General features: G+C 71.6%; 17 protein-coding genes and 2 pseudogenes. 5 read left to right on the top strand and 14 right to left on the bottom strand.

Going from position 1 to position 23,990, the window contains the following annotated elements:
- The first annotated feature begins 126 nt into the window (after positions 1–126).
- On the top strand, positions 127–3,471 hold the full coding sequence (locus ABZ267_RS05640; protein WP_356749869.1) for an AAA family ATPase: 3,345 nt from the start codon (positions 127–129) through the stop codon (positions 3,469–3,471).
- Positions 3,472–3,538: 67 nt separating this feature from the next.
- Here ABZ267_RS05640 and ABZ267_RS05635 read toward each other — a convergent pair whose 3' ends face one another.
- The 4 genes from ABZ267_RS05635 to ABZ267_RS05620 all read right to left on the bottom strand — a co-directional run bounded on the left by ABZ267_RS05635 (position 3,539) and on the right by ABZ267_RS05620 (position 6,585).
- The gene (locus tag ABZ267_RS05635) at positions 3,539–4,396 is read right to left on the bottom strand and encodes an ABC transporter permease (RefSeq protein WP_356749867.1); all 858 of its coding nucleotides are present in this window, start codon (positions 4,394–4,396) and stop codon (positions 3,539–3,541) included.
- Positions 4,393–5,364 (bottom strand): ATP-binding cassette domain-containing protein, encoded by a 972-nt coding sequence (locus ABZ267_RS05630; protein WP_356749865.1) that lies wholly within the window; start codon positions 5,362–5,364, stop codon positions 4,393–4,395. The genes ABZ267_RS05635 and ABZ267_RS05630 overlap by 4 nt, the downstream gene beginning before the upstream one ends.
- A gap of 54 nt (positions 5,365–5,418) precedes the next feature.
- Positions 5,419–6,033, bottom strand: a complete 615-nt coding sequence (locus tag ABZ267_RS05625; RefSeq protein WP_356749863.1) for an NAD(P)H-dependent oxidoreductase — start codon at positions 6,031–6,033, stop codon at positions 5,419–5,421.
- A 144-nt stretch (positions 6,034–6,177) separates the two neighbouring features.
- Positions 6,178–6,585: a hypothetical protein gene (locus tag ABZ267_RS05620; RefSeq protein WP_356749861.1), complete on the bottom strand. Its 408-nt coding sequence runs from the start codon at positions 6,583–6,585 to the stop codon at positions 6,178–6,180.
- 131 nt (positions 6,586–6,716) lie between these two features.
- Here ABZ267_RS05620 and ABZ267_RS05615 point away from each other — a divergent pair, with 131 nt between their 5' ends.
- On the top strand, positions 6,717–7,649 hold the full coding sequence (locus tag ABZ267_RS05615; RefSeq protein WP_356749859.1) for a hypothetical protein: 933 nt from the start codon (positions 6,717–6,719) through the stop codon (positions 7,647–7,649).
- Between the two features lie 61 nt (positions 7,650–7,710).
- Here ABZ267_RS05615 and ABZ267_RS05610 read toward each other — a convergent pair whose 3' ends face one another.
- From ABZ267_RS05610 to ABZ267_RS05600, 3 genes are all read right to left on the bottom strand, one after another.
- On the bottom strand, positions 7,711–8,112 hold the full coding sequence (locus ABZ267_RS05610) for a S4 domain-containing protein (RefSeq protein ID WP_356749857.1): 402 nt from the start codon (positions 8,110–8,112) through the stop codon (positions 7,711–7,713).
- Positions 8,113–8,248: 136 nt separating this feature from the next.
- A complete protein-coding gene (locus tag ABZ267_RS05605; protein ID WP_356749855.1) occupies positions 8,249–8,482 on the bottom strand; it encodes a hypothetical protein in 234 nt (77 codons plus the stop codon).
- 238 nt (positions 8,483–8,720) lie between these two features.
- Positions 8,721–10,799: a PhoX family protein gene (locus tag ABZ267_RS05600; RefSeq protein ID WP_356749853.1), complete on the bottom strand. Its 2,079-nt coding sequence runs from the start codon at positions 10,797–10,799 to the stop codon at positions 8,721–8,723.
- A gap of 304 nt (positions 10,800–11,103) precedes the next feature.
- Between ABZ267_RS05600 and ABZ267_RS05595 the strand changes: the two genes are divergently transcribed.
- On the top strand, positions 11,104–12,843 hold the full coding sequence (locus ABZ267_RS05595) for a VWA domain-containing protein (RefSeq protein WP_356749851.1): 1,740 nt from the start codon (positions 11,104–11,106) through the stop codon (positions 12,841–12,843).
- On the opposite strand, the pseudogene ABZ267_RS05590 reads toward ABZ267_RS05595, so the two are convergent.
- Together ABZ267_RS05590 and ABZ267_RS05585 are read right to left on the bottom strand one after the other, a co-directional pair.
- Positions 12,777–13,648 (bottom strand): annotated as a pseudogene (locus ABZ267_RS05590) (HAMP domain-containing sensor histidine kinase). The gene ABZ267_RS05595 and the pseudogene ABZ267_RS05590 overlap by 67 nt on opposite strands.
- Before the next feature lie 73 nt (positions 13,649–13,721).
- Positions 13,722–14,015, bottom strand: a pseudogene (locus ABZ267_RS05585) (response regulator); the annotation flags it as partial.
- Positions 14,016–14,187: 172 nt separating this feature from the next.
- Between ABZ267_RS05585 and metG the strand changes: the two are divergent.
- Positions 14,188–15,801: a methionine--tRNA ligase gene (metG, locus tag ABZ267_RS05580; RefSeq protein ID WP_356749849.1), complete on the top strand. Its 1,614-nt coding sequence runs from the start codon at positions 14,188–14,190 to the stop codon at positions 15,799–15,801.
- A gap of 64 nt (positions 15,802–15,865) precedes the next feature.
- On the opposite strand, the gene ABZ267_RS05575 is transcribed toward metG, so the two are convergent.
- The 3 genes from ABZ267_RS05575 to aspS form a co-directional block, all read right to left on the bottom strand.
- The gene (locus ABZ267_RS05575) at positions 15,866–16,447 is read right to left on the bottom strand and encodes a Uma2 family endonuclease (protein ID WP_356749847.1); all 582 of its coding nucleotides are present in this window, start codon (positions 16,445–16,447) and stop codon (positions 15,866–15,868) included.
- Positions 16,448–16,536: 89 nt separating this feature from the next.
- Entirely contained in the window at positions 16,537–17,331 is a 795-nt protein-coding gene (locus ABZ267_RS05570; RefSeq protein ID WP_356749845.1) for a L,D-transpeptidase family protein, read from the bottom strand.
- 258 nt (positions 17,332–17,589) lie between these two features.
- The gene (gene aspS, locus ABZ267_RS05565; protein ID WP_356749843.1) at positions 17,590–19,404 is read right to left on the bottom strand and encodes an aspartate--tRNA ligase; all 1,815 of its coding nucleotides are present in this window, start codon (positions 19,402–19,404) and stop codon (positions 17,590–17,592) included.
- A 163-nt stretch (positions 19,405–19,567) separates the two neighbouring features.
- Between aspS and ABZ267_RS05560 the strand changes: the two genes are divergently transcribed.
- Positions 19,568–21,676: a SpoIIE family protein phosphatase gene (locus ABZ267_RS05560; protein WP_356749841.1), complete on the top strand. Its 2,109-nt coding sequence runs from the start codon at positions 19,568–19,570 to the stop codon at positions 21,674–21,676.
- A gap of 57 nt (positions 21,677–21,733) precedes the next feature.
- Here the strand turns inward: ABZ267_RS05560 and ABZ267_RS05555 are convergent, their stop codons facing one another.
- Positions 21,734–22,822 carry an AI-2E family transporter gene (locus ABZ267_RS05555; protein ID WP_356749839.1) on the bottom strand — a complete coding sequence of 363 codons (1,089 nt, stop codon included), beginning with the start codon at positions 22,820–22,822 and terminating at the stop codon, positions 21,734–21,736.
- A 159-nt stretch (positions 22,823–22,981) separates the two neighbouring features.
- A complete protein-coding gene (locus tag ABZ267_RS05550) occupies positions 22,982–23,938 on the bottom strand; it encodes a pirin family protein (protein ID WP_356749837.1) in 957 nt (318 codons plus the stop codon).
- Positions 23,939–23,990 lie beyond the last annotated feature (52 nt).

Raw genomic sequence — 23,990 nt, 5'->3', positions numbered from 1 at the left:
CCGGCTTGTCCTCGACCTGGTGGGCGAGGAGCCGCCGGCTTGCGTTCGGCCTGGTCGGAGGCCGTCCACCAGCTCGCCCCGGCAGAACGAGGAGCCGTTGTCAGTGGGTCCTCCTATCGTGTGGTCATGACCCCTGCTCTGTTCGGGCGCGACCATCCCGCAGGCATCCTCCGCTCGGAGATCGTCCGGGCCACGGACAGCCACGGCGGTCTTGTGCTGGTCACGGGTGAGGCCGGGATCGGGAAGACCACGCTCGTCACCGACGCCGCGCACGAAGCGCGGCGGCGCGGGGCGCTGGTGGTCGGCGGCTCCTGCTGGGACTCCGACAGCACTCCGGGCTACTGGCCGTGGGTGCAGATCCTGCGCGGCCTGCGCCGCTCGGCCACGGCGGCGGAGTGGGCGGCGGCCCAGGAGTCGGCGGACGGACGGCTCGGCGTCCTGCTCGGTGATCCGGGGAGCGATGGCGCGGCGGGCTCGGAAGACGTCGACGGGGACGCCGCTGCGGGTGGTGCGGCCGGCGCCTCGTCGGACGGTGCCTCCTCCGACGGTCCCGAGGCCTTCGGGTTGTACGACGCGGTGACCACGGCCCTCGTCACCGTCTCCCAGAGCCGCCCGCTGGTCGTGGTCCTGGACGACCTCCACAGCGCCGACCCGGCCTCGCTCCGGCTGCTCGAATTCGCCGCCCAGCACGCCTGGTTCGAGCGCCTGCTGCTCGTCGGCACCTACCGGGACGTCGAGGTGGAGGCCCACGGCCATCCGCTCCAGCAGCTGATCCTGCCTCTCGTCTCGCGCGCCTCGGCCACGCTCACGCTGACCGGCCTCGGCCGCGACGAGGTGGGCGCGCTGATGGCCGTGACCACGGGCCGCGAGCCCGCGCCGCACCTGGTCGACGAGGTCCACCGGCGCACCGGCGGCAACCCGTTCTTCGTCGAGCAGACGGCCCGGCTCTGGCACAGCGGCAGCCCCGTATCCACCATCCCGCCCGGCGTGCGGGAGGCGGTCCGGCAGCGGCTGAGCCTGCTGCCGGACGCGGTCGTCTCGCTGCTGACCACCGCCGCCGTGCTCGGCCGGGAGTTCCGCCGGCAGGTGCTGGCCGTGGTGCACGGTTCGCCGGTCCCTCAGGTGGAGCGGCTGCTGGAGTCGGCGGTCGTCGCCCGGGTCGTCGTCCCGCGGCCCTCCGGGAGTTACGCCTTCGCCCACGACCTGCTCCGCGAGACGCTGTACGCCTCCCTCGGCGACGCGGAGGCCCGCCACCACGCTGCCGTCGTCCGGGCGCTGGACGCGCACGGCGGCCTCGCCGACGCGGTGCGGCCCGGCGACCTCGCCCGCCACGCCCACCTCTCCGGAGGAGAGCTGGAGCGCGACCGCCGGATCGACCTGCTGCTGGCCGCCGCCCGGGACGCCTCGGGCCGCCTCGCCGACGAGGAGGCCATCGGCCACTACCGCCGGGCGCTCGCGGTGGCGTCGGGAGAAGCGGGCGGCGAGGCGGACCCGGAAGCGGGTGCGGAGTCACCAGGTACGGCGCAGGCTGCCGACCGCCGCCGGACCGCGCTCATCTGCCTCGACCTCGGCGAACAGCTGCGGCACGCCGGGGAGAGCGCCGAGGGCGGCCGTCTGCTGGACCGGGCGGTCGACCTGGCACGGGAGCTGGACGATCCCGAGCTGCTGGCCCGGGTCGCGATCACGCTGTACCGGCGAGGCACCCTGGGCGGCGGCGAGACGTTCATGGTGACGTTCCTGAGCGAGGCGCACCGCAGGGTCACCGGCAAGGACGGGCAGGACAGCCTCTCCGCCGACCGGCTCGCGCAGGAGCTGGCCATCCACATCATGGCCCTGGCCCGCGACGGCTCGGACGACGAGGCCCTCGCCTTCTCGCTCTGGGCGCGCCACGACTCCGTATGGGGCCTCGGCTCGGCGGTCGAGCGGCTCGGGCTGACCGACGAGATGGCCGTCGTCGGCCGGCGCACACAGAACCTGGACATGGAGCTGCACGCCACCTCCATGCGGTGGGTGGCGCTGCTGGAGCTCGGCGACCCTGCCTTCATCGATCAGTACCGCACGTTCATCCGAGCCGCCGAGCTCTCGGAGCTGCCTCGGTTCGCCTTGGCCATCGCCGTCGACGGCAGCCTGATCGCCTCGCTCCAGGGCCGGTTCACCGAGGCCGCCGACGCGCTCAGCGGTGAGGAGCTCGGCCTGGAGGGCGAGGACCACGAGGCGTTCGGCTTCATGGGCTGCCATCTGCAGTGGTCGCTGCATCTGCTGCGGGGCCGGTTCGCGGAGGCCGAGAAGGTGCTCGCCGCACTGCCGGCCGCCCGCTATCCGTATCCCGGGCTACTGGAGGCGCTCACCGCGGTGGAGCAGGGCGACGCGGCCCCGGCCCTCCGCCTGATCGCCGAGCAGTCCGACCGCGCGGCCCCTTATCCGCGGGCCTTCATGCCGCTCTGGCTCCGGCTGCTGGCCCAGGCGGCCGCGACCACCGGCGACCGGCGCCTGATCAGCCGCGCCGAGGACGAGCTGACCCCGTACACCGGCCAGTGGGTCGTCTCGCTGTACGGGTGCGACATCGGCGGCCCCGTCGACCTCTGGCTCGGGATGCTCGCCGCCGCGCGGGACGACCAGGACGCGGCGGTGGCCGCGCTCACCGAGGCCGCCGCCTCCGCGGACCGCCTCGGCGCCCGCCCCTGGGCCGTACGCGCGCGGCTGCACCTGGCACGCGCGCTCCTCACCCGCGCCGAGCCGGGCGACACCGGGCGGGCCCGCGCACTCCTCGCCGAAGTGGAGCGGGAGACGGGCGAGTTGGGCCTGTACCACCTGGCCGCCGAAGCCCCCGCACTCCGCGCGCCCGCGCCGGCCACCGACCACAGCACCACCGGACCCGGCCACCGGACTGCCGACACCGACACCGACCCGATCCCGGCGCCACCCGCTGCCGAGTTCCGCCGCGACGGTTCCGTCTGGCAGCTGTGCTGGGACGGGCGGACCGTGCATGTCCCCGACGCCAAGGGGCTGCGGGACCTGCACAGCCTGCTGGGACTCCCGGGCGCCGACGTCCCGGCCGTACAGCTGCTGGCTCCCGAAGGCGGCGCCGTCGTGGCCGCCGCCGGGCGGATGGGGGGCGATCCGGTGCTCGACGAGGAGGCCAAGCGCCGGTACAAGGAGCACCTGGACCGGCTGGACGCCGAGATAGACCGCGCGGCCGCACGGGACGACACCCGGCAGGTGGAGGCGTACGACCGGGAGCGCCAGGCCCTCCTCGACCAGCTGCGCACGGCGGCCGGGCTCGGCGGCCGGAGCCGACGCCTCGGCGACCAGACCGAGCGGGCCCGTAAGACGGTCACCGCCCGGATCCGCGACACCCTGCGCAAGCTGGACTCGCTCCACCCGGAGCTGGCGGCACACCTGCGGGAGTCCGTGACCACGGGAACCACCTGCGCCTACCGCCCGAGCCACGCCACCGACTGGCGGCTGTGACCCCGGGCCGACGTCCGCGACCCGGCGCCGATGCGGCGCCGGGTCACAGCTGCCGACTTCTCGCCGGTCACTTCCGGTTGTAGAGCCGCATCGTCACGGAACCGAAGACCACCATGATCACTCCGGCCCATCCCAGCGACCAGGCCAGCTCGGAGACCGGCCAGTTGCCTGCCATCAACTCGCGTACCGCCGTGGCCAGGTGGGTGATCGGGCTGTTGTTCACGAAGGCCTGCAGCCAGCCCGGCATCGTCTTCGGGTCGACGAAGACGTTGCTGAGGAAGGTGAGCGGGAAGATCACCATCATGCTGACGCCCATCACGGACTTCTCCGTGCGCAGCAGCAGCCCGAACATGGTCCAGATCCACGAGAAGGCGAAGGCGAAGACCAGCAGCAGGGCCACTCCCGCCAGCATCCCGAGCACTCCGCCGTCCGGACGGAAGCCGATGATCATGCCGACGGTGAGCATCACCACCGAGGCCAGCACATAGCGCAGGACGTCGCCGAGCAGATAGCCGACCATCGGCGCGGGCCGCCAGATCGGCAGCGTACGGAACCGGTCGAAGACGCCCTTGGTGATGTCGGTGTTGACCGAGACGCCCGTGTACATCGTGATCATCACGACGCTCATCACCAGGATGCCCGGCAGCAGGAACTGGATGTACTCCTCCGTGGAGCCGGCCAGCGCGCCACCGAAGAGGTACGTGTACATCAGGACGAGCATGATCGGGAAGGCCGTCACGTCGAAGAGCTGCTCCGGCACATGCTTGATCTTCAGCATGGCGCGCCAGCCGAAGGTGAGCGAGGCCGAGAGCGCGCTCGGCCTCGGCGGCCGGTCCAGGCCGACCAGGAGAGCGGAGAGGCGCTCCTTGTCCGGCGCGGCGAGCTCGACGTCTTCCAGATCCGTCTTGGTGGTCGCGGTGCTCATGCCGCCACTCCCTTCTTGTCCGTGAGGGCGAGGAAGACCTCGTCGAGGCTGGGCTGTCCCAGCGAGAAGTTGTCGACCGTGATGCCGGACCGGGCCAGCTCGGCCAGGGCCCGGGCCGCCTGCTCCGCCGCGCCCCGGTCGGAACCGTGCGCGTCGATCCGGGCGGTCAGCGCCACCGGGTCCGCGTCCAGCTGGACCGTGGCATCGAGCTCCAGCGACAGCACCCGCTCGGCCTCGGGCCGCTGGCCGGCGTCGCGCAGCCGCAGATGGACGGTGCCGGAGCCGACGGAGGCCTTGAGCTCGCCCTTGGTGCCCTCGGCGATCACCCGGCCGTGGTCGATCACGGCGATCCGGGAGGCCAGCTGGTCGGCCTCGTCCAGATACTGCGTGGTCAGCAGGACCGTGGTGCCGTGCGCGACGACGGCGCGCACGATGTCCCAGACCTGGTTGCGGCTGCGCGGGTCGAGTCCGGTGGTCGGCTCGTCCAGGAAGAGCAGGTCCGGGGTGTTGAGGATGGACGCGGCGATGTCGATACGGCGCCGCATACCTCCCGAGTAGTTCTTCACCTGCTTGCCGGCGGCCTCGGTCAACCCGAACCCTTCGAGCAGCTGGGCCGCCCGGTCGCGGGCCGCGGGCTTGGAGTGGCCGAGGAGGCGGGCGAGCAGGACCAGGTTCTCGGTGCCGGTCAGGTCCTCGTCGACCGAGGCGTACTGCCCGGTGAGACTGACCCGGCTGCGGACCGCGTCGGCTTCCTTCACCACGTCTCTGCCGAACACCCGTGCCGATCCGCCGTCCGGGCGCAGCAGCGTCGCGAGCATCCGTACGGTGGTGGTCTTCCCGGCGCCGTTGGGTCCGAGGACCCCGTAGACGGTGCCGGTCGGGACGGCGAGGTCGACACCGTCCACCGCGCGGTTCTCACCGAAGACCTTCACCAGCCCCGTGGTCTCGATGGCCAGTTCAGTACTCATGAATCCATTCCTTGTACGTCGTCGTCGAAGGTCGAGGGGTCGGGGATCCGGCCGTCAGGAGACATAGGGCCGGACCGCCCGCGCCTCGCGCAGGGCCCGGCCCCACCAGCCGAGCTGGTCGAGCATCAGCCGCACCGCCCGGTCCCGCGCACAGGCTCCGGCGCGGTCCTCCAGCGGTGTGCGCAGGAAGTCCAGAGCGACCCCGTTGCGCAGGGTCACCGTGTGCAGCTCCGTGAAGACCGAGCGCAGCTGCTCCACCGCGTACAGCCCGGTGGAGCCGTGGCCGTAGCTCACGAAGCCGACCGGTTTGGTCTGCCACTCCTCGTACGCGAAGTCGATGGCCTGCTTGAGGGAGGCCGGGAAGGAGCGGTTGTACTCCGGGGTCACCACGACGAAGGCCTCGGCCCTCGCGATCGCGCCGGTGAACTCCGTCATGTGCTCCGTCGCCCGCTCCGGATAGTGCACCGGAAAGTCGAAATCGGCGAGGTCCAGCACGACGAGGTCGAGCTCGCCCCGTACCCGAGCCCGCTCCACGAACCAGCGGCCGACCGCGTCGCCGATGCGTCCTTCGCGCGTACTGCCGATGATCACCGCGACCCGCAGCGGGTCACCGCCGTCACCGCCATCGCTCTCCTCGGCCTGCCCGCCGGTCCTGACGTCGTCCGACATCGCGTCTTCCTCCTCCCGCTCCCTCTCCGGCTTCCTCACCTCTGAGGCGCCAGACGCGGCGGCGCGGCCGCCAGATGCGATCTGGCGGCCGCGCCCCCGGTCGGTGTCCACGGCTGGATCGGTCCTCGCGGGAGGCGCCGGCGGTCAGGGTTCCCGCGAGTAGAAGAGATAGAACGTGGCCAGGAAGACACCCACGCCGACCACCAGCCCCAGCAAGGTCGACCGGAGCACGCCGGTATCCGTGAGGCTCACCAGGAAGCCGACCGCACAGGCGGTCAGAGCGCCGTACGCGATCGCCCGCGGCCCGTGCGGCAGCGTCCGCTGGATCCGGCCCAGCGCGAAGCAGAGGGCCGCCACCGCCGCGCCGGAGACGAGGCCCAGGACGACCTGCCCGCCGGTGCTGGGTCCGCCGTCGCGGCGGATGAACGCGGCGTAGAACCCGTAGATGATGCCGAGCGCCAGAGGCACCCCCACGCCGTACGGCGTGAGGCTGCGGGGCCGTGCGTGCGCGCGGGCCCCCTTCCGGCCGGGCATGGCTGCGTGTGTGGCCATCGCGGACAGCTCCTTCCCTCACCCCCGTCGCACGCTTCCGTCCCTCCAGAGCACACCCGCCCACGCGGCCCGGCAACTCGAACGGCGTACGGCCCTGAGCGGTCCGGCCCCGCACGGGATTCCCTGGAGGGGTGCGGACCTCATCTTCGGCGACTTCGGCGAATCCGGCGGCCTCGGCGGCCTTCAGGGACTCGGGCGTCTCGACGGTCCCGGCGGCCCTCTCGGCCGTCCTGATCGTCCTGCTCGCCGTCCTGGTGCCCTTCAGCGCGCTCTCCGCCTGGGTCGACCTGGAGATCGACGACACCGACCGGTACGTCGCCGCCGTCTCACCGCTCTCCTCCGACCCGGTGGTACAGAGCACCGTCACGGACCTGATCACCGAAGAGGCGATGCGGCAGATCGACCTCGGCCCGCTCCAGGACACGGTCCGGGACTTCCTGCGCGAGACGGTCCGGTCCTTCGCCACCACCGAGGCCTTCGCCAACGCCTGGGACACCGCGAACCGCACCGCCCACAAGGCCGTGACCGCCGCCCTGGACGGCGACAGCGGCGAGGCGGTCGCCATCGACCTGGGCCCGGTGATCGGGCAGGTCAAACAGGATCTGGTGAACCAGGGCGTGCCGTTCGCGGACCAGATCCCGGTCCAGCGGACGGAGATCACGGTGATCGGCGCGGACCGCGCGGACACGCTCCGGGACTCGTTCCACTGGCTGCGCTACTGCAGCATCTGGCCGGCCATCGCCACGCTGGTCCTGCTGGTGCTGGTGGTGGGCATCGCGACGGTACGGGGAGGGCTCCGGTCGGCCCTGAGCGCCACGGCGGCCGTCGGCGCCGGGTCGGTCCTCGGAGCGGTCGTGCTGCGGATCCTGATGGCGGTCGGGCGGAGCCGGGCGCTGGACGAGGTGCCGGGCAGCGACCGGGACGCGGCGGCCGCGGTGATCGACGCCCTCACCGCCTCACTGCGGACCACGGTGTGGGTGGTGCTGGTGGCCGGCGCGGTCCTGCTGGTGGGAGCGATGGTGGCCCGGATGCTGCTGGGACGCCGGAGAGCGGCAGCGCGGTGACCCTCCCGGTGTTTCACGTGAAACACCGGGACAGAACCCGCATGAGGGGCCGCCGGTCGGCTCAGAGCTCCGGCGGGCGTCCCTGGAGCCGGTCCATCTCGCGCCGGTCGCGCTTGGTCGGACGGCCCGCGCCCCGGTCCCGTACCGGAACCTGGATCGCGAGCTCGCGCGGCGGCGGAGGCGGGCTGTTGTCGACGAAGCACTCGGTGGCCACCGGCGGGCCGACCCGCTTCTTCACGATCTTCGAGACGACGACCACTCGGTCCCGCCCGGCGTGCCGGAGGCGCACCTCGTCACCGACCCGGACGGCCTGGGCGGGCTTGGCCCGCTCACCGCCGACCTTCACATGCCCGGCGCGGCAGGCGGCGGCCGCCTGGGCACGGGTCTTCGTCAGCCGGACCGACCAGATCCACACGTCGACCCGGACGCTTCCCTCCGCCTGCGGCACGTCACCGGAAACCATGGGTCCGACTCTAGTCCTGGTCGACGGAGCACCGGTCAGGAACGTCAGGAGCCGAAGTCTCCGATCACCTCGGCCATGTCGTAGCTGTACAGCTCCCGCTTGCATCCGGTGCGGGAGGAGCTCGGGGCGTGCTCGCTCAGCGACCACAGCTGAACTTCCAGGTGGCGGTCTGCGGCATCACGTACCGGTAGCCGAAGGCGTTCCAGACGTTGCTCTGCCGCCCGATCCGCTTCTTGTCCTTGACGTCGCTCTCCAGGCCGTCCGGCGTCAGGTCGTTCTGTCGGCGTCGTGGCGCCGCCGCGAGCCTGAAGTGGGCGGCCCGGCCCGGGACCGGTGCGGCCCGCGTCGCGGGCGCCCGGACCTCGCACATACCGCCAGGTCCGACGAGGTCGTCCTGCTCGCCTCGTACTCGTCGTGGAACCCGTCGTCCGGCATGTCGTCGGGCGGGACCGGGTCACCTGCGGCGGCCCGCGCCGTGGTCCCGGCCGGTGCGGCAGCGGCGCCCGAGCGCTTTTGATGGATGCACATCAGGCCCGCACCGGAACGGCACGGGCCTGATGGCCGGTCAGCCCCCGGGAGCGGACCCAGGGAAGGCGGGGCGGGCGCGGTCACACGCCGATGTCGCGTCCGTCCTTGCGCCAGACCGCGACGACCGAGGGACGGACGATCTTGCCGGGCCCGTCGGGCCAGGTGCTCGCCGGCTTCTCGACCGATGCGCCGTCGACCTCGCCCGGGTGCTGGACGGCGACCAGGACGCGACGGTCCTGGATGACCGGGCCACAGGTCTCCGCACCGGCCGGGACGGTCAGAAACTGCTTCAGCTCACCGCGCCGGTCACCATGGGTCGCGACACCGAAGAGGCCGTCGTGCGAACCGAGCTGGTTGCCGTCCGTGGAGATCCACAGATTGCCGTGGTCGTCGAACGCCACGTTGTCCGGGCAGGAGATGGGGCTGACGCGGTCCTTGGGGAAGCCGGCGAAGTACGTCGACGGGTCGTTCGGGTCGCCCGCGACGAGGAAGAGCCGCCAGGCGAACCCGTCGCTCGTCGGGTCGTCCCAGTTCTCCGCCAGCTCCAGGATCTGCCCGTGCTTGTTGGCGTTGCGCGGGTTGGCCTCGTCCGCCGGAGCCTTGCCCTCCTTTCCGCGGTCGGTGTTGTTGGTGAGCGCCACGTAGACGCGGCCGGTGCGCGGCGAGGGCTCGACGTCCTCGGGCCGGTCCATCTTGGTGGCGCCGACCTTGTCACCGGCCAGCCGCGTGTAGACGTACACCTCGTCGGCGGTCATGCCGGGCACGTGCGAGGTGGTGCCGGTGGCCAGCGGGATCCAGACGCCGCTGCCGTCGAACTCACCGTCGTTCGGGAGCTTTCCGCTGCCGTCGATCTCGGCGGCCGGCGAGTCGCCGGTGAGCTTCGCGACGTACAGCGTGCCCTCGTCCAGCAGCGTCAGGTTGTGCTCGCGGGCGGCGCGCGAGGTGCCCTTCTTCATCCGCTTGCTGGAGACGAACTTGTAGAGGTAGTCGAACCGCTCGTCGTCGCCCATGTAGACGACCGGGCGGCCGTCGGTCGTCAGCCGGGGTTCGGCCGCCTCGTGCTTGAACCGGCCCAGCGCGGTCCGCTTGCGCGGGGTGGAGTCGGGGTCGTACGGGTCGAGTTCGACGACCCAGCCGAAGCGGTTGGCCTCGTTGGGCTCCTTCGCCAGGTCGAACCGCCGGTCGAACCGCTCCCACTTGCGCTCGGTGGCGCCGGTACCGATCCCGTACCGCTTGTGCATGGCGGTGGTGCCGTTGGCGAAGTACTGGTTGAAGTTCTCCTCACCGTGCAGCGTGGTGCCCCAAGGCGTCGTGCCGCCCGCGCAGTTGTTGAGCGTGCCGAGCACCCTGCTGCCGGTGCGGTCGGCGGACGTACGGAGCAGATCGCTGCCCGCCGCCGGTCCGGTGACCCGGAATTCACTCGTGGCGGTGAGCCGGCGGTTCAGCGGGTGACGGCTGACCGCGCCGAGCTTTCCGGTGCGGCTCTCCTCCTGGACGACGACCACGGAGAGTCCGTGCGCGGCCCAGGCGATCTCCACCTGCTCGCGGGTGGGGTTGGCCGGATCGTAACCGCGGAACATGAGGATCTCGTCCGTGTACTCATGGTTGGCGACCAGGACCTGACGGCCGCGCTCGCCACGGAGCGGGAGGAGCGAGAGGAAGTCGTTGTTGTAACCGAACTGGCCCGCCTGCGCCTCGGCCGTCTGCTTCTCCGGATTGAAGGCGGGCGCGCCGCGCAGGATCGGCTCGCCCCAGCGGATCACCACGTTCTGGCCGTACCCGTCGGGGACGGTGACCTTGTCGTTCTTGTTGGGCGCGACGGGCGAGAACCGCAGGCCACGGGCGCCGGACGGGGCCGGTTTGTGGGGCGGGTGCGGTTTGTGGCCGTGGCCGGCGAGCGCGACGGCTTCCGCCTGCGGGACGCCCGGGCCGGTCAGCGCGGCGGTACCGGCCGCGGCGGCGACCGTCACGACGGCGGCTGCGCGCATCATCGAGCGGCGGGAGACGGCACGGGCGATGATGTCGCCGGCGTACTCGTTGTCGCTGGTGTTCGGGACTTCCTGGAAGCAGGCGTCTCCGCAGCGGTAGCGGCAGGTCAGCGCGGAACGCCCGCCCGGGTGGGAGCTGTGGGAGCTGATGAGCGGCAGCAGATTACGCACGTGGATTCCCTCCGTCGGTGTGTCGTGCGTGACGGTAGGTGCGGCCCCACGCGGTCCGAGGGACTCCCGGTGAACGGCGGGTGAAGTCCGGGCCACCGCTGTTCCCTTGACCTCGTACGTGAACACCGTGCCGGACACCGCAGGGGCTCGGTCCGGGATCGGTTTCGGCTCGGTTGGCACAGGGGTGGGCCGGACCGGCGAACGGCCGGATCCGGCCGCTAACCTTACGTATCCGTCCTGGCCAGGGTTGAAATCGCCCAGGTCGGACATTCCCCGCACCCAACTCATGCGAAAGGCCTCGCCCATGGGCATTCGGAGCTTGCTGCGTAAGGTGTTCGGCCGCACGGAGCAGGACGAGCCGACCACGGCCACCGTCCCGCCCCAGGCCGAGCGCACCCCGTCCACGGAGCCGGAGACCGCTTCGCCGACCGGTCCTGAGGTGTCCGAGCCGAAGGCGTCGGAGCCCAAGGCCTCGATTCCGGCGCCCTCTTCGCCCGTTGCGGAGAACACCGACAGTGACGCCGGTGCGGTGGACCTGGTGGCCGCGGCCTTCGACAAGGCGACCGCGCCGAAGCCGACGCCTTCCTCCACTGCCTCGCCGACGGTCCCGGCGCAGGGGACGGGGCCGGACGCGGAGCCGGTTGCGGAGGCTGCGGCGGAGCCGGTCGTTGAGCCGGTCGTTGAGCCTGTGGACGAGCCGAAGGCGGAGGCCGTCGCGGATCCGGTCGCTGAGACCGCCGTCGAGCCGAAAGCGGAGGCCGCTGCCGAGCCGGTCGTTGAGCCTGTGGACGAGCCGAAGGCGGAGGCCGTCGCGGAGCCGGTTGCCGAACCGCCGGCGGAGCCGGTCGCCGAGCCCGCCGCTGAGACCGTCGCGGAACCGAAGGCGGAGCCGGTCCCGGAGCCCGTCGTCGAGCCGGTCACGGTGGAGGAGCCCGCCGCGGAAGCGGTGGAGGCGGACGAGCCGGTCGTCGAACCCGTGAAGGCGGATGAGCCCGTCAAGGCCGAGGAGCCCGTACCGGTCGCGGTGCCGGCCCCGATCACGATCGACCTCGGCCTCGATCTCGCCCCGGAGCCGGCCGAGGAGCCGACCCCCGAGCCCGCACCCGCACCCGCACCCGCACCCGCACCCGCACCAGAAACGGAAGCCGAGCCGGTCGCGGCGACCAAGGCCGAGCCCGTCGCCCCCGCCACCACGCCGGAGGCAACTCCCGAGGCAGCCCCCGCAGCGGCGACGCCCCAGCCGGAAGCCGAAGCCACGCCCACCCCGGAAGCCGCCCCGAAGGCCCCCACCGAGGTCAACGAAGCAGCAGCCGAGCCCTCCGCCACCGCCATCGGAGCCCCGACCCCCGCTGCCAAGCCCGCCACCCCCCTGGCCCGCGTCACTTCCCGCGCGCCCCAGCTCGTCGCTCCGTACAAGGCGGCGCAGGCGGCGCTCAAGGCGTACGGGCTGACCGGGCTGCGCGCCCGCGTCTACCTGGTGCTCGACCGCTCGGGCTCCATGCGGCCGTTCTACAAGGACGGCAGCGCCCAGCACCTCGGCGACCGCGCCGTCGCGCTCGCCGCTCACCTGGACGCCGACGCCACCGTGTCCGTCGTCTTCTTCTCGACGGACATCGACGGCACCGGCACCATCGAGCTGGCCGGCCACGAGGGCCGCGTCGACGAACTCAACGCCGGTCTCGGCCGCCTGGGCCGGACGAACTACCACCGCGCGATCGAGGAGATCGTGGCGGACCACGAGAAGACGGAGGCGGCCGGTCCGGCGCTGGTGATCTTCCAGACGGACGGCCCGCCGGACGCCAAGCAGCTCGCGCGCCTGGCGCTGGCGGACGCGGCGCGGCTGCCGCTGTTCTTCCAGTTCGTCGGCTTCGGTGAGCAGGACGGCAAGGGCTTCGACTTCCTGCGGAAGCTGGGCGCGCCCAACGCCGCCTTCTTCCACGCCGGCCCGGCCCCGCGCGAGATGTCGGACGCCGAGCTCTACCGCGAGATCCTCGCCGGGCTCCCGGCCTGGCTCGCCACGCGCGAAGAGCGCTCCGAGGACTGAGCGACGGGCTGATCGACCGGCAGCCGTACGGTCACGGCGAGACCACCGCCCTCCGGGCCCGGTACCGCCGTGACCGTGCCGCCGTGGGCCACCGCGATCGACCGCACGATCGACAGCCCGAGGCCCGATCCCGGCCCCATCCGGTCACGGCCCTCGCCGCGCCGGAACGGCTCGAAGAACCCCGCGATGTCACCTTCGGAGACCACCGGCCCGGTATTGCGCACCACCAGCGCGCCGTCACCGGTCAGCGAGACGTCCACCGAACCGCCCGGCACGTTGTACGTGACCGCGTTGGCCAGCAGGTTCGACACCAGCTGGGACAGCAGCATCCGGTTGCCCCGCACCGGACAGGCCACCACCTCGACGCTCACCGGAGGACGGCCGTCCGTCCCCGGCCGCCGCGCCGTCTCCTCCGCCACCACCCGGTCGAACCGGACGTCCTCACGCTCGTCGGCGGCCAGCCCGCGTTCGCTGCGGGCCAGCACGAGCAGCCCCTCGATGAGCCGCTCGCTGCGCCGGTTGGTGTCCAGCAGCGTCTGCCGGGTGCGGACGAGGTCATCGGGCGTCGGGTCGTCCAGGCCGATCTGGATCGCCGCGCGCTGAGTGGCGAGCGGGGTCCGCAGCTCGTGCGAGGCGTTGGCGATGAACCGGCGCGGGAGGCCACGTTGACGGTGGCGAGCAGCGCGGTGCCGAGAACGAGGAAGACCCCGCCGTAGACGAGGGCGATGCGGGTTCTGATCGTCGAGTGCGGCAGCGTCGACGCCTCCACCAGCCGCCGCAACCGGAACCGGCCCGGGTCCTTCACAGGGCGTACCCGACGCCTTGGACGGTACGGATCAGCGCGGGCTCACCGAGCTTGGCGCGGAGTTTGCTCATGCGTAATCGTCGGCGCCGAGGTCGAGCCCGGCGACCCGGTCCTCCATGGTGCCGGAGGCGGTCAGCATCAGGATCCGCGTACGGGAACCGGAGGTGACCAGGCGGCGGGCCACGTCGTCGCCGTGGACGCGCGGGAGGTCGCGGTCGAGGACGACGACGTCGTAGTCGTGCAGCCCGAGGTAGGCGAGGGCCGCGTCCCCGCTGTAGACGGTGTCGACCGCGAAGCCGGCCCGGCGCAGCCCGGTCGCGACCAGTTCCGCGAGGATCTCCTCGTCCTCGGCGACCAGTACCCGCATGGTGATGTCCCCTGGCTCGTACACGCTTGTCCGCTCGCTCCCAGGATGCGACTTTCCAGGGGGAACCATTACGTGAAGGGATGTTTCGCAAAGCTCTCCACGTACGGCCCCACCGACGGGACCCGCTTTATCGATGTGAGTGGATCTTCGACGGACCGTTAGGATTTCGACCATGGCGGCCACTGGATCCGAGAAGCAGGGGGCGACGGCGTACTACGTCTCGACCCCCATTTACTACGTCAACGACGCTCCTCACCTGGGCCACGCCTACACGACCGTCGCAGGCGACGTGCTCACGCGCTGGCACCGCCAGCGCGGCGAGAAGGTGTGGTACCTCACCGGCACGGACGAGCACGGTCAGAAGATCATGCGCACGGCCGAGGCGAACAACGTGACTCCCCAGGCCTGGGCGGACAAGCTCGTCGAGGAGGCGTGGAAGCCCCTCTGGGAGCACCTGAACATCGCACACGACGACTTCATCCGGACGACGGAGAAGCGGCACACCGACCGTGTGCAGGAGTTCGTGCAGGACCTGTACGACAAGGACGAGATCTACAAGGGCGGGTACGAAGGCCCGTACTGCGTGGGCTGCGAGGAGTACAAGCTCCCCGGCGACCTGCTCGACGGCGAGGGCGAGTTCGCCGGTCAGAAGCTCTGCCCGATCCACAAGAAGCCGGTGGAGCTCCTCAAGGAGGAGAACTACTTCTTCAAGCTCAGCGCGTACGGCCCGAAGCTGTTGGAGTTCTACGCGGCGAACCCGGACTTCATCCAGCCCGAGTCGGCCCGCAACGAGATCGTGAACTTCGTCGAGCAGGGTCTGCAGGACCTGTCGATCTCGCGCTCGACGTTCGACTGGGGCGTCCCGGTGCCGTGGGACGACAAGCACGTCATCTACGTGTGGATCGACGCGCTCCTCAACTACGCGACGGCCGTGGGCTACGGTGCCAACCAGGAGAAGTTCGACGGTACGTTCCCGGCGAACGTGCACCTGATCGGCAAGGACATCCTCCGCTTCCACGCGGTGATCTGGCCCGCGATGCTGATGGCGCAGGGCCTGCCGCTCCCCGGCAAGGTCGTCGCCAACGGCTGGCTGATGGTCGGCGGCGAGAAGATGTCGAAGTCCAACCTGACCGGCATCAAGCCGCAGGACCTGACCTCGCACTTCGGCGTGGACGCGTACCGCTGGTACTTCCTGCGGGCCATCGCGTACGGCAGCGACGGCTCGTTCTCCTGGGAGGACTTCTCCGCCCGTTACACCTCCGAGCTGGCCAACGACTACGGCAACCTCGCCTCGCGTGTGGCGGCGATGGTCGGCAAGTACTTCGGCGGCGCGCTGCCGGAGGCCACGGCCGCCGGTGACGCCGAGCGGGCCGTGCGGGAGGGCCTGGCGAAGGCGGTGGCGACCGCCGATCGGAAGATCGGTGAGGAGCTGGACTTCCAGTCCGGCATCCTGGCGGTCTTCGACTTCGTGAAGCAGGTCAACGGCTACATCACGGAGCAGGAGCCGTGGAAGGTGGCCAAGGACACCACCCCGGAGGGCCAGGCCCGCCTGGCGACCATCCTGTACACGGCCGCCGAGTCGCTGCGCGGTGTCGCGGTCCTGCTGAACGCCGTGATGCCGGAGACCTCGCAGCGCCTCTGGGAGTCCCTGGGCGCCGAGGAGTCCCTGGGCGCGCTGGCCGACCAGAAGGTCCAGGACGCGGGCGTCTGGGGCACGCTGCCCGCCGGCGCCACGGTGACGAAGGGCGCGGTGCTGTTCCCGCGCCTGGAGGAGAAGCCGGCGTAGTACATACGCGAGGAGCCCGGGACCACCGCATGTGGTCCCGGGCTCCTCGCGTATCGCGTCGGGGTCAGCGCGTCCAGTTCTTGAGCGGCTCGGTGTCCAGCTCGATCCGGACCGGGTCGGGCAGCGTGACGGTCTTGCCGTACGGCACCGTCACGACCTGCTCGTAGCGCACACCGTCGGGCTGCGAGTGGACCTTGACCTCGCAGGTGCCCCGGTCGATCAGCAGGTAGACGGGGATGCCGGTCTCGGCGTACGCGCGGGGCTTCTCGACGCGGTCACGGCGGTCGGTGTCCTCGTCGTACGAGGTGACCTCGACGACCATGAGGACGTCGTCGGGGCTCGCCCATTCGCCCTGGCCTGCGAAGGTGCCGCTGCGGGCGAAGCTGCCGTCGGGGCGGGCATTGCCCTTGCGATACGCCTCGATGCGCAGACCTTGGTCGGGATAAAGCCACCGGTTCGGATCTGCTTGCATGCACAGGCGCGTCAGCCACTCGATGATCCGCCCCTGGTCCCCGTCCGGCACAGCCTTGACCCCCAGTTTCCCGTTCACGAACTCCAGCCGCAGCGCCTCCTCCGCGCGTATGGCGTGACGGGCCAGATCCTCGAAGACGTCCTGCGTCAGGACGCGGTCCTCGACCACGCTCACAACGACCTCCTCCTGCACCGGGCCACCGGGTCACTTGTGTCGGGGAACAGCTTCAGCGTACGGCCAAGGATCCCCACCCGTCAGCCAGATCACCGCCCCAGCGTCTCCGCGTCCCCCATCACGATCACCGGGTTCAGCTCCGGGTCCAGGGTCCGCAGGAGATCCTCCATGTGCTCCTCCGGGATGGAGACGCAGCCCTGGGTGGGGCCGCCGTGGTCGACGTGGATCCAGATGCCGCCGCCGCGTCCGAGGCCCAGAGGGCGGGTGCGGTCGAGCGGGGTGACGCCTGCCGTGCGGTTGTAGTTGATCGCGACGACGTAGTCGAAGGAGCCTTCCAGCGGCTCACCGAAGAAGCCCACGCCGTCCACCGCGAACCGTGGGTGCTCGTCGTACGGGAGGAGCGCGCCCGGGTCCGGGAGGCGGCCGCCCGCGTCGGTGAGCGTGTAGACGCCCCTGGGGGACCTCAGGTCGCCGGCCACGTGGTGGTCCGTCCAGCCCTCCATGCCGTTGTGCGCGTCCCACGGCCCGGCGACCGGCGCCCAGCCCGCCGCCGGGTCCTCGCGGCTGTAGAGCACCGCGCTGGACCGGTTGGCGTCCTCGTCCTCCCCGGTGACGACGAACGCCTGCCGGGCCTCCTCAGGGATCTCCGCCCGCGTCTGCGGCCCGAGGCCCGGGATCTCCGCGGGGCTCGGCGCCTCCGCCGCGGAGGGTGATGAGCGGCGTACGGAGGCGGCGTCGGACTCCGGGCCTGCGGCGCCCTGTCCAGGAGCGCCTACGGGGGCGGTGGCGGGAGTGGCGCCGGAGGAGGTGCAGCCGGTGAGGAGCAGGGCCAGGACGAGGAGTGGCGCGGCGAGCAGGGCGGGCGGGCGGAGCGGGACGGACACGGTGGCGGGCTCCTCGGGTGACGGCGGAACGGCGTGGCGGGACGGCACGCGGTGCGAGAGAGGTGTGTCGGGTACGAGAGAGGTGTCTCGGTGCCAGTCTTTGCCGGACGCGGCGCGACCGAATCCGAACCGGGGCCATCCGGCTGTACCGCGTCGCCCGCCGGTCACCGGCTCGCGCGCTCCCGCGACGAAACAGCCCCCGATCGGGTGATCGGGGGCTGTTTCACGTGAAACATCCGCAGAGCGGGACCGTACGGACTACTTGTCGGTGGGCTTCTCCTGAGTGGTCTTCTCCGACGCGCCCGCGCCCTTCGCGGCGACCGGCTTGCGCAGCTGGATGTTCAGCTCGCGCAGCCGGGACTCGTCCAGCTCGGTCGGCGCGCCCATCATCAGGTCCTGGGCGTTGCCGTTGAGCGGGAAGGCGATCGTCTCGCGGATGTTGGGCTCGTCGGCGAGCAGCATCACGATGCGGTCGACGCCCGGCGCGATGCCACCGTGCGGCGGAGCGCCGAGGCGGAACGCGCGGAGCATGCCCGCGAACTCGTGCTCGACGGTCTCGCGGTCGTACCCGGCGATCTCGAAGGCCTTGAGCATCAGCTCGGGCTCGTGGTTACGGATGGCGCCCGAGGAGAGCTCGATGCCGTTGCAGACGATGTCGTACTGCCAGGCGAGGATGTCGAGCGGGTCCTTCTCCTCCAGGTCGGCCAGGCCGCCCTGAGGCATCGAGAAGGGGTTGTGCGAGAAGTCGATCTTGCCGGTCTCCTCGTCCTTCTCGTACATCGGGAAGTCGACGATCCAGCAGAACCGGAAGACGCCTTCCTCGAAGTGGCCGGCGCGCTTGGCGGCCTCGACCCGGACGACCGACATGATCTTGGAGACCTCGTCGAACTCGCCCGCGCCGAAGAAGACCGCGTGGCCCGGGACCAGCGAGAGGCGCTCGGTGAGCGTCTTGACGTCGGTCTCGGTGAGGAACTTGGCGATCGGCCCTGCCAGCGTGCCGTCCTCGCCCACGCGCACCCAGGCCAGGCCCTTGGCGCCGTGCTCGACGGCGTACTCACCGAGACCGTCGAAGAACTTGCGGGACTGTCCGGCGGTGTCCGGGACCGGCAGCGCGCGGACGTGCTTGCCGGCGAACGCCTTGAACCCGGAGTCGGCGAAGACGTCCGAGATGTCGACGAGCTCCAGCTTGGCACGCAGGTCCGGCTTGTCGTTGCCGTACTTCAGCATCGACTCGCGGAACGGGATGCGCGGGAACGGCGAGGTGACCTCGCGGCCGTTGCCGAACTCGGTGAAGAGCTCGGTCATCAGCTTCTCGATCGGCTGGAAGACGTCCTCCTGCTCGACGAAGGACATCTCCACGTCGAGCTGGTAGAACTCGCCCGGCGAGCGGTCCGCGCGGGCGTCCTCGTCGCGGAAGCAGGGCGCGATCTGGAAGTAGCGGTCGAAGCCCGAGATCATCAGCAGCTGCTTGAACTGCTGCGGGGCCTGCGGCAGCGCGTAGAACTTGCCGGGGTTCAGCCGGGACGGGACGACGAAGTCACGGGCGCCCTCGGGAGAGGTCGCGGTGAGGATCGGGGTCGCCATCTCGTTGAAGCCGAGCGCCACCATCTTGGAGCGGATGGAGGCGATCACGGCCGAGCGCAGCAGGATGTTGCGGTGCATGCGCTCGCGGCGCAGGTCGAGGAAGCGGTACTCCAGGCGCCGCTCCTCGTTGACGCCGTCCTCGGTGTTGATCGTGAACGGCAGCGGGCCGGCCTCGCCGAGCACCTCGACCTCGGTGACCTCGATCTCGATCTCACCGGTCGGCAGCTCCGGGTTAACGTTCTCGGCGCCGCGCGCGGAGACCTTGCCGTCGATGCGGACGACGGTCTCCTTGGTCAGCTTCGCCAGGGCCTCGTTGCCGGGCGTGCCGGGACGGGCGACGAGCTGCACCAGACCGTAGTGGTCGCGCAGATCGATGAAGAGGATGCCGCCCAGGTCTCGGCGATTGTGCAGCCAGCCGCTCAGCCGGACGTCGGTGCCGACGTCAGAGGCGCGGAGCTCGCCGCAGGTGTGGGACCTGTACCGATGCATCGTCGTTCATCCAGTCTTCGCGGTTGGGGGTGGAATGAGCCACCCCAGGCTACCGCCCGGCGCCGGGCCTCTTCATTTCGCTTTCCCGCCCGCCCTCGACGGCGGCCCGCACTCGGCCGCCTCTCGGTGGCGCGCGGAGAGCACATCTTCCTAAAGTGGGGCAATGCGCACCGAGGACGTCCTGGCCGCGATCGCGACGGGCCTGTGGCGCTGGGACAACGCAGCCGGCACGGTCACGCTCGACGCGGAGGCGGCCCGGCTGCTCGGCCTGCCCGCCGAGCCCGGCAGCTACCGGGAGGCGGCGGTGCGCTCCCGTTTCCACCCGGTCGACTGGAACGAGATCTACGGGGTCGTGAACCTGGCCGTCGCCGAGGGCACCCTGGCAGAAGCCCGGCTGCGGATCGTGGACGAGCGCGGGAAGGTGCTGCGTACCGTACGCAGTCGCTCCAAGCCGGTCGTCGCGACGGCCGGGGACCGGGAGAACTACGTGCTCATCGGCACCCTCCAGGAGGTGGCCGAGCCGCAGCCGGGCTCCACGGACGCCGTCCACACGCCGATCACCGGCGACTGGCGCAGGTCCCGGGAGGCGTTCCTGCTGGACGCCGGGCGGGCGCTGGCGGAGGCCCGGTCCACGGAGGAGGTGCTGCGGGTCGCCGCGTCGCTCTCCATGCCCGGCTTCTCGCCGGACGGCCTCGCGGTCTTCGGCTCGGCCGGCGAGCGGCTGACGATCATCGGCCACCACGGGCAGAGCGCGGCGGACGAGGACCCGTTCACCGACATGCCCCTGGACACCGACTACCCGGCCGCCGAGGTCGTCCGTACGGGCCGCGCGATCTACCTGCCCTCACCCGAGGAGTACCGCCGCCGCTACCCCGCCACCTGGCCGCTCGCCCGCCGCTTCGGCCGGCAGTCCTGGGCCTACCTGCCGCTGGTCTCCTCCGGCCGCACGATGGGCGCGTGGATGGCCGGGTTCCAGCACCCGGTCGGCTTCTCGCCGGACGAGCGCGCGGTGCTCACGACGGTCGCCCGGATGCTCGCGCAGGCGCTGGCCCGCGCCGGGGTCGCGGAGACCGAACGGGAACTGTCGCTCGGGCTCCAGCGGTCGATGATGCCGACGCTGGGGCCGGACATCCCGGGGATGACGGTGGCGGCGCGGTACGTGCCGACCGGCGGCGGGCTCCAGGTGGGCGGCGACTGGTACGACATGATCCCGCTGCCCAACGGCCGGATCGCGCTGGTCATCGGCGACGTGCAGGGCCATGACGTCCGGGCCGCCGGGCTGATGGGCCAGCTCCGCATCGCCTTGCGCGCGTACGCCTCCGAGGGCCACCGCCCGGACGCCGTGCTCGCGCGGGCCTCGCGCTTCCTCACCGGGCTGACCGACGCGTACGAGGGGGTGGCCGGCGACGACGAGCCCGCCGCGCCGCGCTTCGCGACCTGCCTGTACGCCGAGGTGGACCCGGACGCCGGAACGCTGGACATCGCGCGGGCGGGCCATCCGGACCCGGTGGTGGTGAGCGCCGACGGCACGGCGGTGATCCGGCAGACGGCCGGCGGGCTGCCGCTCGGCATCGAGACGGACTCCGACTACCCGACGACCCGGGTCGTCCTGGAGCCCGGAGAAACGATCATGCTCTGCACGGACGGCCTGATCGAGACCGGCGGCCACGACATGGCCACCGGCTGGGGCAGGCTGCGCCCGGTCCTGGAGGAGCCCACCGAGGACCTGGAGGAGATGGCGGACGCCCTGGTCCAGGCGGTGCACGGGCCGACCTCGCACTACACGACCGGGCCGCTGGCGGACCGCCGCGAGGACGACATCGCGGTGCTGGTGCTGCGGCGGGAGAGCGTACGGGCGCCGGAGACGCCGGCCCGGCGCAGCGTGCTGACGATCGCGCAGGCCGAGCCGGAGCGGATCTCGGTCGGCCGCCAGCTCGTACGGGAGCTGCTGCACGACTGGAAGGACCCGGAGCAGGTCGACTCGGCGGTCCTGATGGTCTCGGAGATGGCCACCAATGTGCTGGTCCACACGGACGGCGACGCGTTGATGGCGGCGGAGGTCTCCGGGGACCGGGGAGAGCGGCGGCTGCGGGTGGAGGTGGCCGACGCGAGCGACGAGCTGCCGCACAAACGGCGGCCCGGGGAGATGGCGTCCAGTGGGCGGGGGCTGGTGCTGATGGAGATGCTGGCTGATGCGTGGGGGGTGGATCCTCGGGGGGAGGGGAAGTCGATCTGGTTCGAGCTGTACGAGGAGGACGGGGCGGGGGTTTAGGCCCGGGTGGGTGCGGGACTCCGGGCGTGCGGGATCTCCCTAGTGAGGGTTGTGTCCTCAGGCGCCGGACGGGCTGGGACGGTCGCCGCCGGACGGGCTGGAGGCGTCTCCCGAGCGCCTGCGTAGTTCGCCCAGGACTCCGAACGCCGCTGCGCACATCGGTACCGCCAGCAGCATGCCCATCAGGCCTGCCACGCTCGCGCCCGCCGTCAGCGCGATCATGACCATCGCCGGGTGCATCTGCACCGTACGGCTCTGGATCACCGGCTGGAGCACATGGCCCTCCAGCACCTGGACCGCGAGCACCACGCCCAGCGCCCACAGCGCGATCACGAAGCCCCGGTCCGCCAGCGCGACCAGCACGGAGACGGCGCCGGAGAGGAAGGCGCCGAGGTACGGGATGTAGGCGCCGACGAAGACCAGCGCGCCCAGCCCCACCGCTCCCGGCACGTCCAGGATCAGCAGGCCCACCGTGATGCACAAGGCGTCGATCAGCGCGATGAACGTGGTGCCGCGCATGAAGCCCTCGACGGCCTCGAAGGCCCGGCGGCCCATCGCCTCCACCAGGTCACCGGTGCCGCGCGGGGCCACCGCGTGCGCGAGGTCCACCGCCCGGTCGGAGTCGCGGAGGAAGAAGAAGGTGAGCAGCAGCGCCAGGACGCCGGTCGCCACCAGCGTGCCGACCAGGCTGATCCCGCTGAGCAGGCCGCCGGCGGCGCTCGCGCCGAACTTCTCGACCAGGTTCCTGGCGTTCTCGGCGAGGCTGTCGACATCGGTGTTGCCGCCGATGTCCAGGTGGTCGATCACCCACTGTCCGGCGTCCTTCAGGGAGCGGACGATCTGGTCGCCGGAGTCGATGAGGGCGGTGACCACGATGTACCCGGCGCCGCCCACCACCGCGACGAGCGCCGCGCAGGTGAGCCCGGCGGCCAGCGACCGGTTGAGCCGGCGGGCGATGAGCCAGCGGTGTACGGGGCCCAGCAGCGCGGTGCCGAGGAGGGCCAGCAGCACCGGCGTGACCGCCGTCTTGAGGGCGACGACCAGCCAGATCCCGACGGCGGCGACCCCCACGACCAGCAGGACGACACCGCACCAGGCGGCCGTGCGGCGGGCGCCTTCGGGCAGGAGGGGCTTGGAAGCGGGCACCCTCCCACCCGATCACGGCCCGCGCCGCCGAGCCCGCCGACGCACACCGCACGGGTGACGAGCCGTCAGAGAAGGCCGCCCGAGGCGTCACGCGCCGCGCATGGCGAGACCTCGCCCGACGCGTCACATGGCGCACACGGCGAGGCCCCGCCCGACACCTCACATGCCGTGGACCGCCGGGACCGTGCCGAGGCGGCCGGCCTGGAAGTCCTCGAAGGCCTGCTTCAGCTCGGCCTGACTGTTCATCACGAACGGCCCGTAGTGCGCCATCGGCTCCCGGATCGGACGGCCGCCGAGGAGGACGACCTCCAGGTCCGGAGTGTTCCCGTCCTGCTTCTCGTCCGCGCGGACGGTCAGCGAGCCGCCGCTGCCGAACACCGCGGTCTGCCCGAGGCGGATCGGCCGGCGCTCCTCGCCGACCGTGCCGCGCCCGGCCAGGACGTACGCGAGTCCGTTGAAGTCCTCGCGCCACGGCAGGGTCACCTCGGCGCCGGGCCGGACGGTGGCGTGGATCATCGTGATCGGGGTGTGGGTGATGCCGGGGCCCTGGTGGCCGTCGAGCTCACCGGCGATGACCCGGAGCAGCGCGCCGCCGTCCGGCGAGGCGAGGAGCTGGACCTCGCCGCCGCGGATGTCCTGGTAGCGCGGGTTCATCATCTTGTCGGCCTTGGGCAGGTTCACCCAGAGCTGGAGGCCGTGGAAGAGCCCGCCGGACATCACGAGCGACTCCGGCGGCGCCTCGATGTGCAGCAGCCCCGACCCGGCGGTCATCCACTGGGTGTCGCCGTTCTCGATGGTGCCGCCACCACCGTTGGAGTCCTGGTGGATGAAGGTGCCGTCGATCAGGTACGTGACCGTCTCGAAGCCGCGGTGCGGGTGCCAGGGCGTGCCCTTCGGCTCGCCGGCGGCGTACTCCACCTCACCCATCTGGTCCATCATGATGAACGGGTCGAGGTGCTGGTAGTTGATCCCCGCGAACGCGCGGCGGACCGGGAAGCCCTCGCCTTCGAACCCCGTCGGCGCCGTGGTGACGGCGAGCACGGGACGGGCCACGGCGTCACCCGAGGCGGCCACCTTGGGCAGGGTCAGCGGGTTGTCGACGGTCACTGCGGGCATGGGAGCCACCTCCGGGCGAGTCTTGTGGAATGAATTTAGTTGAATGGTGAAC

This window comes from Streptomyces sp. NPDC006174 (genome assembly GCF_040614075.1).
Taxonomy (GTDB): Bacteria; Actinomycetota; Actinomycetes; order Streptomycetales; family Streptomycetaceae; genus Streptomyces.
This window is presented reverse-complemented; position numbering and strand designations above follow the sequence as displayed.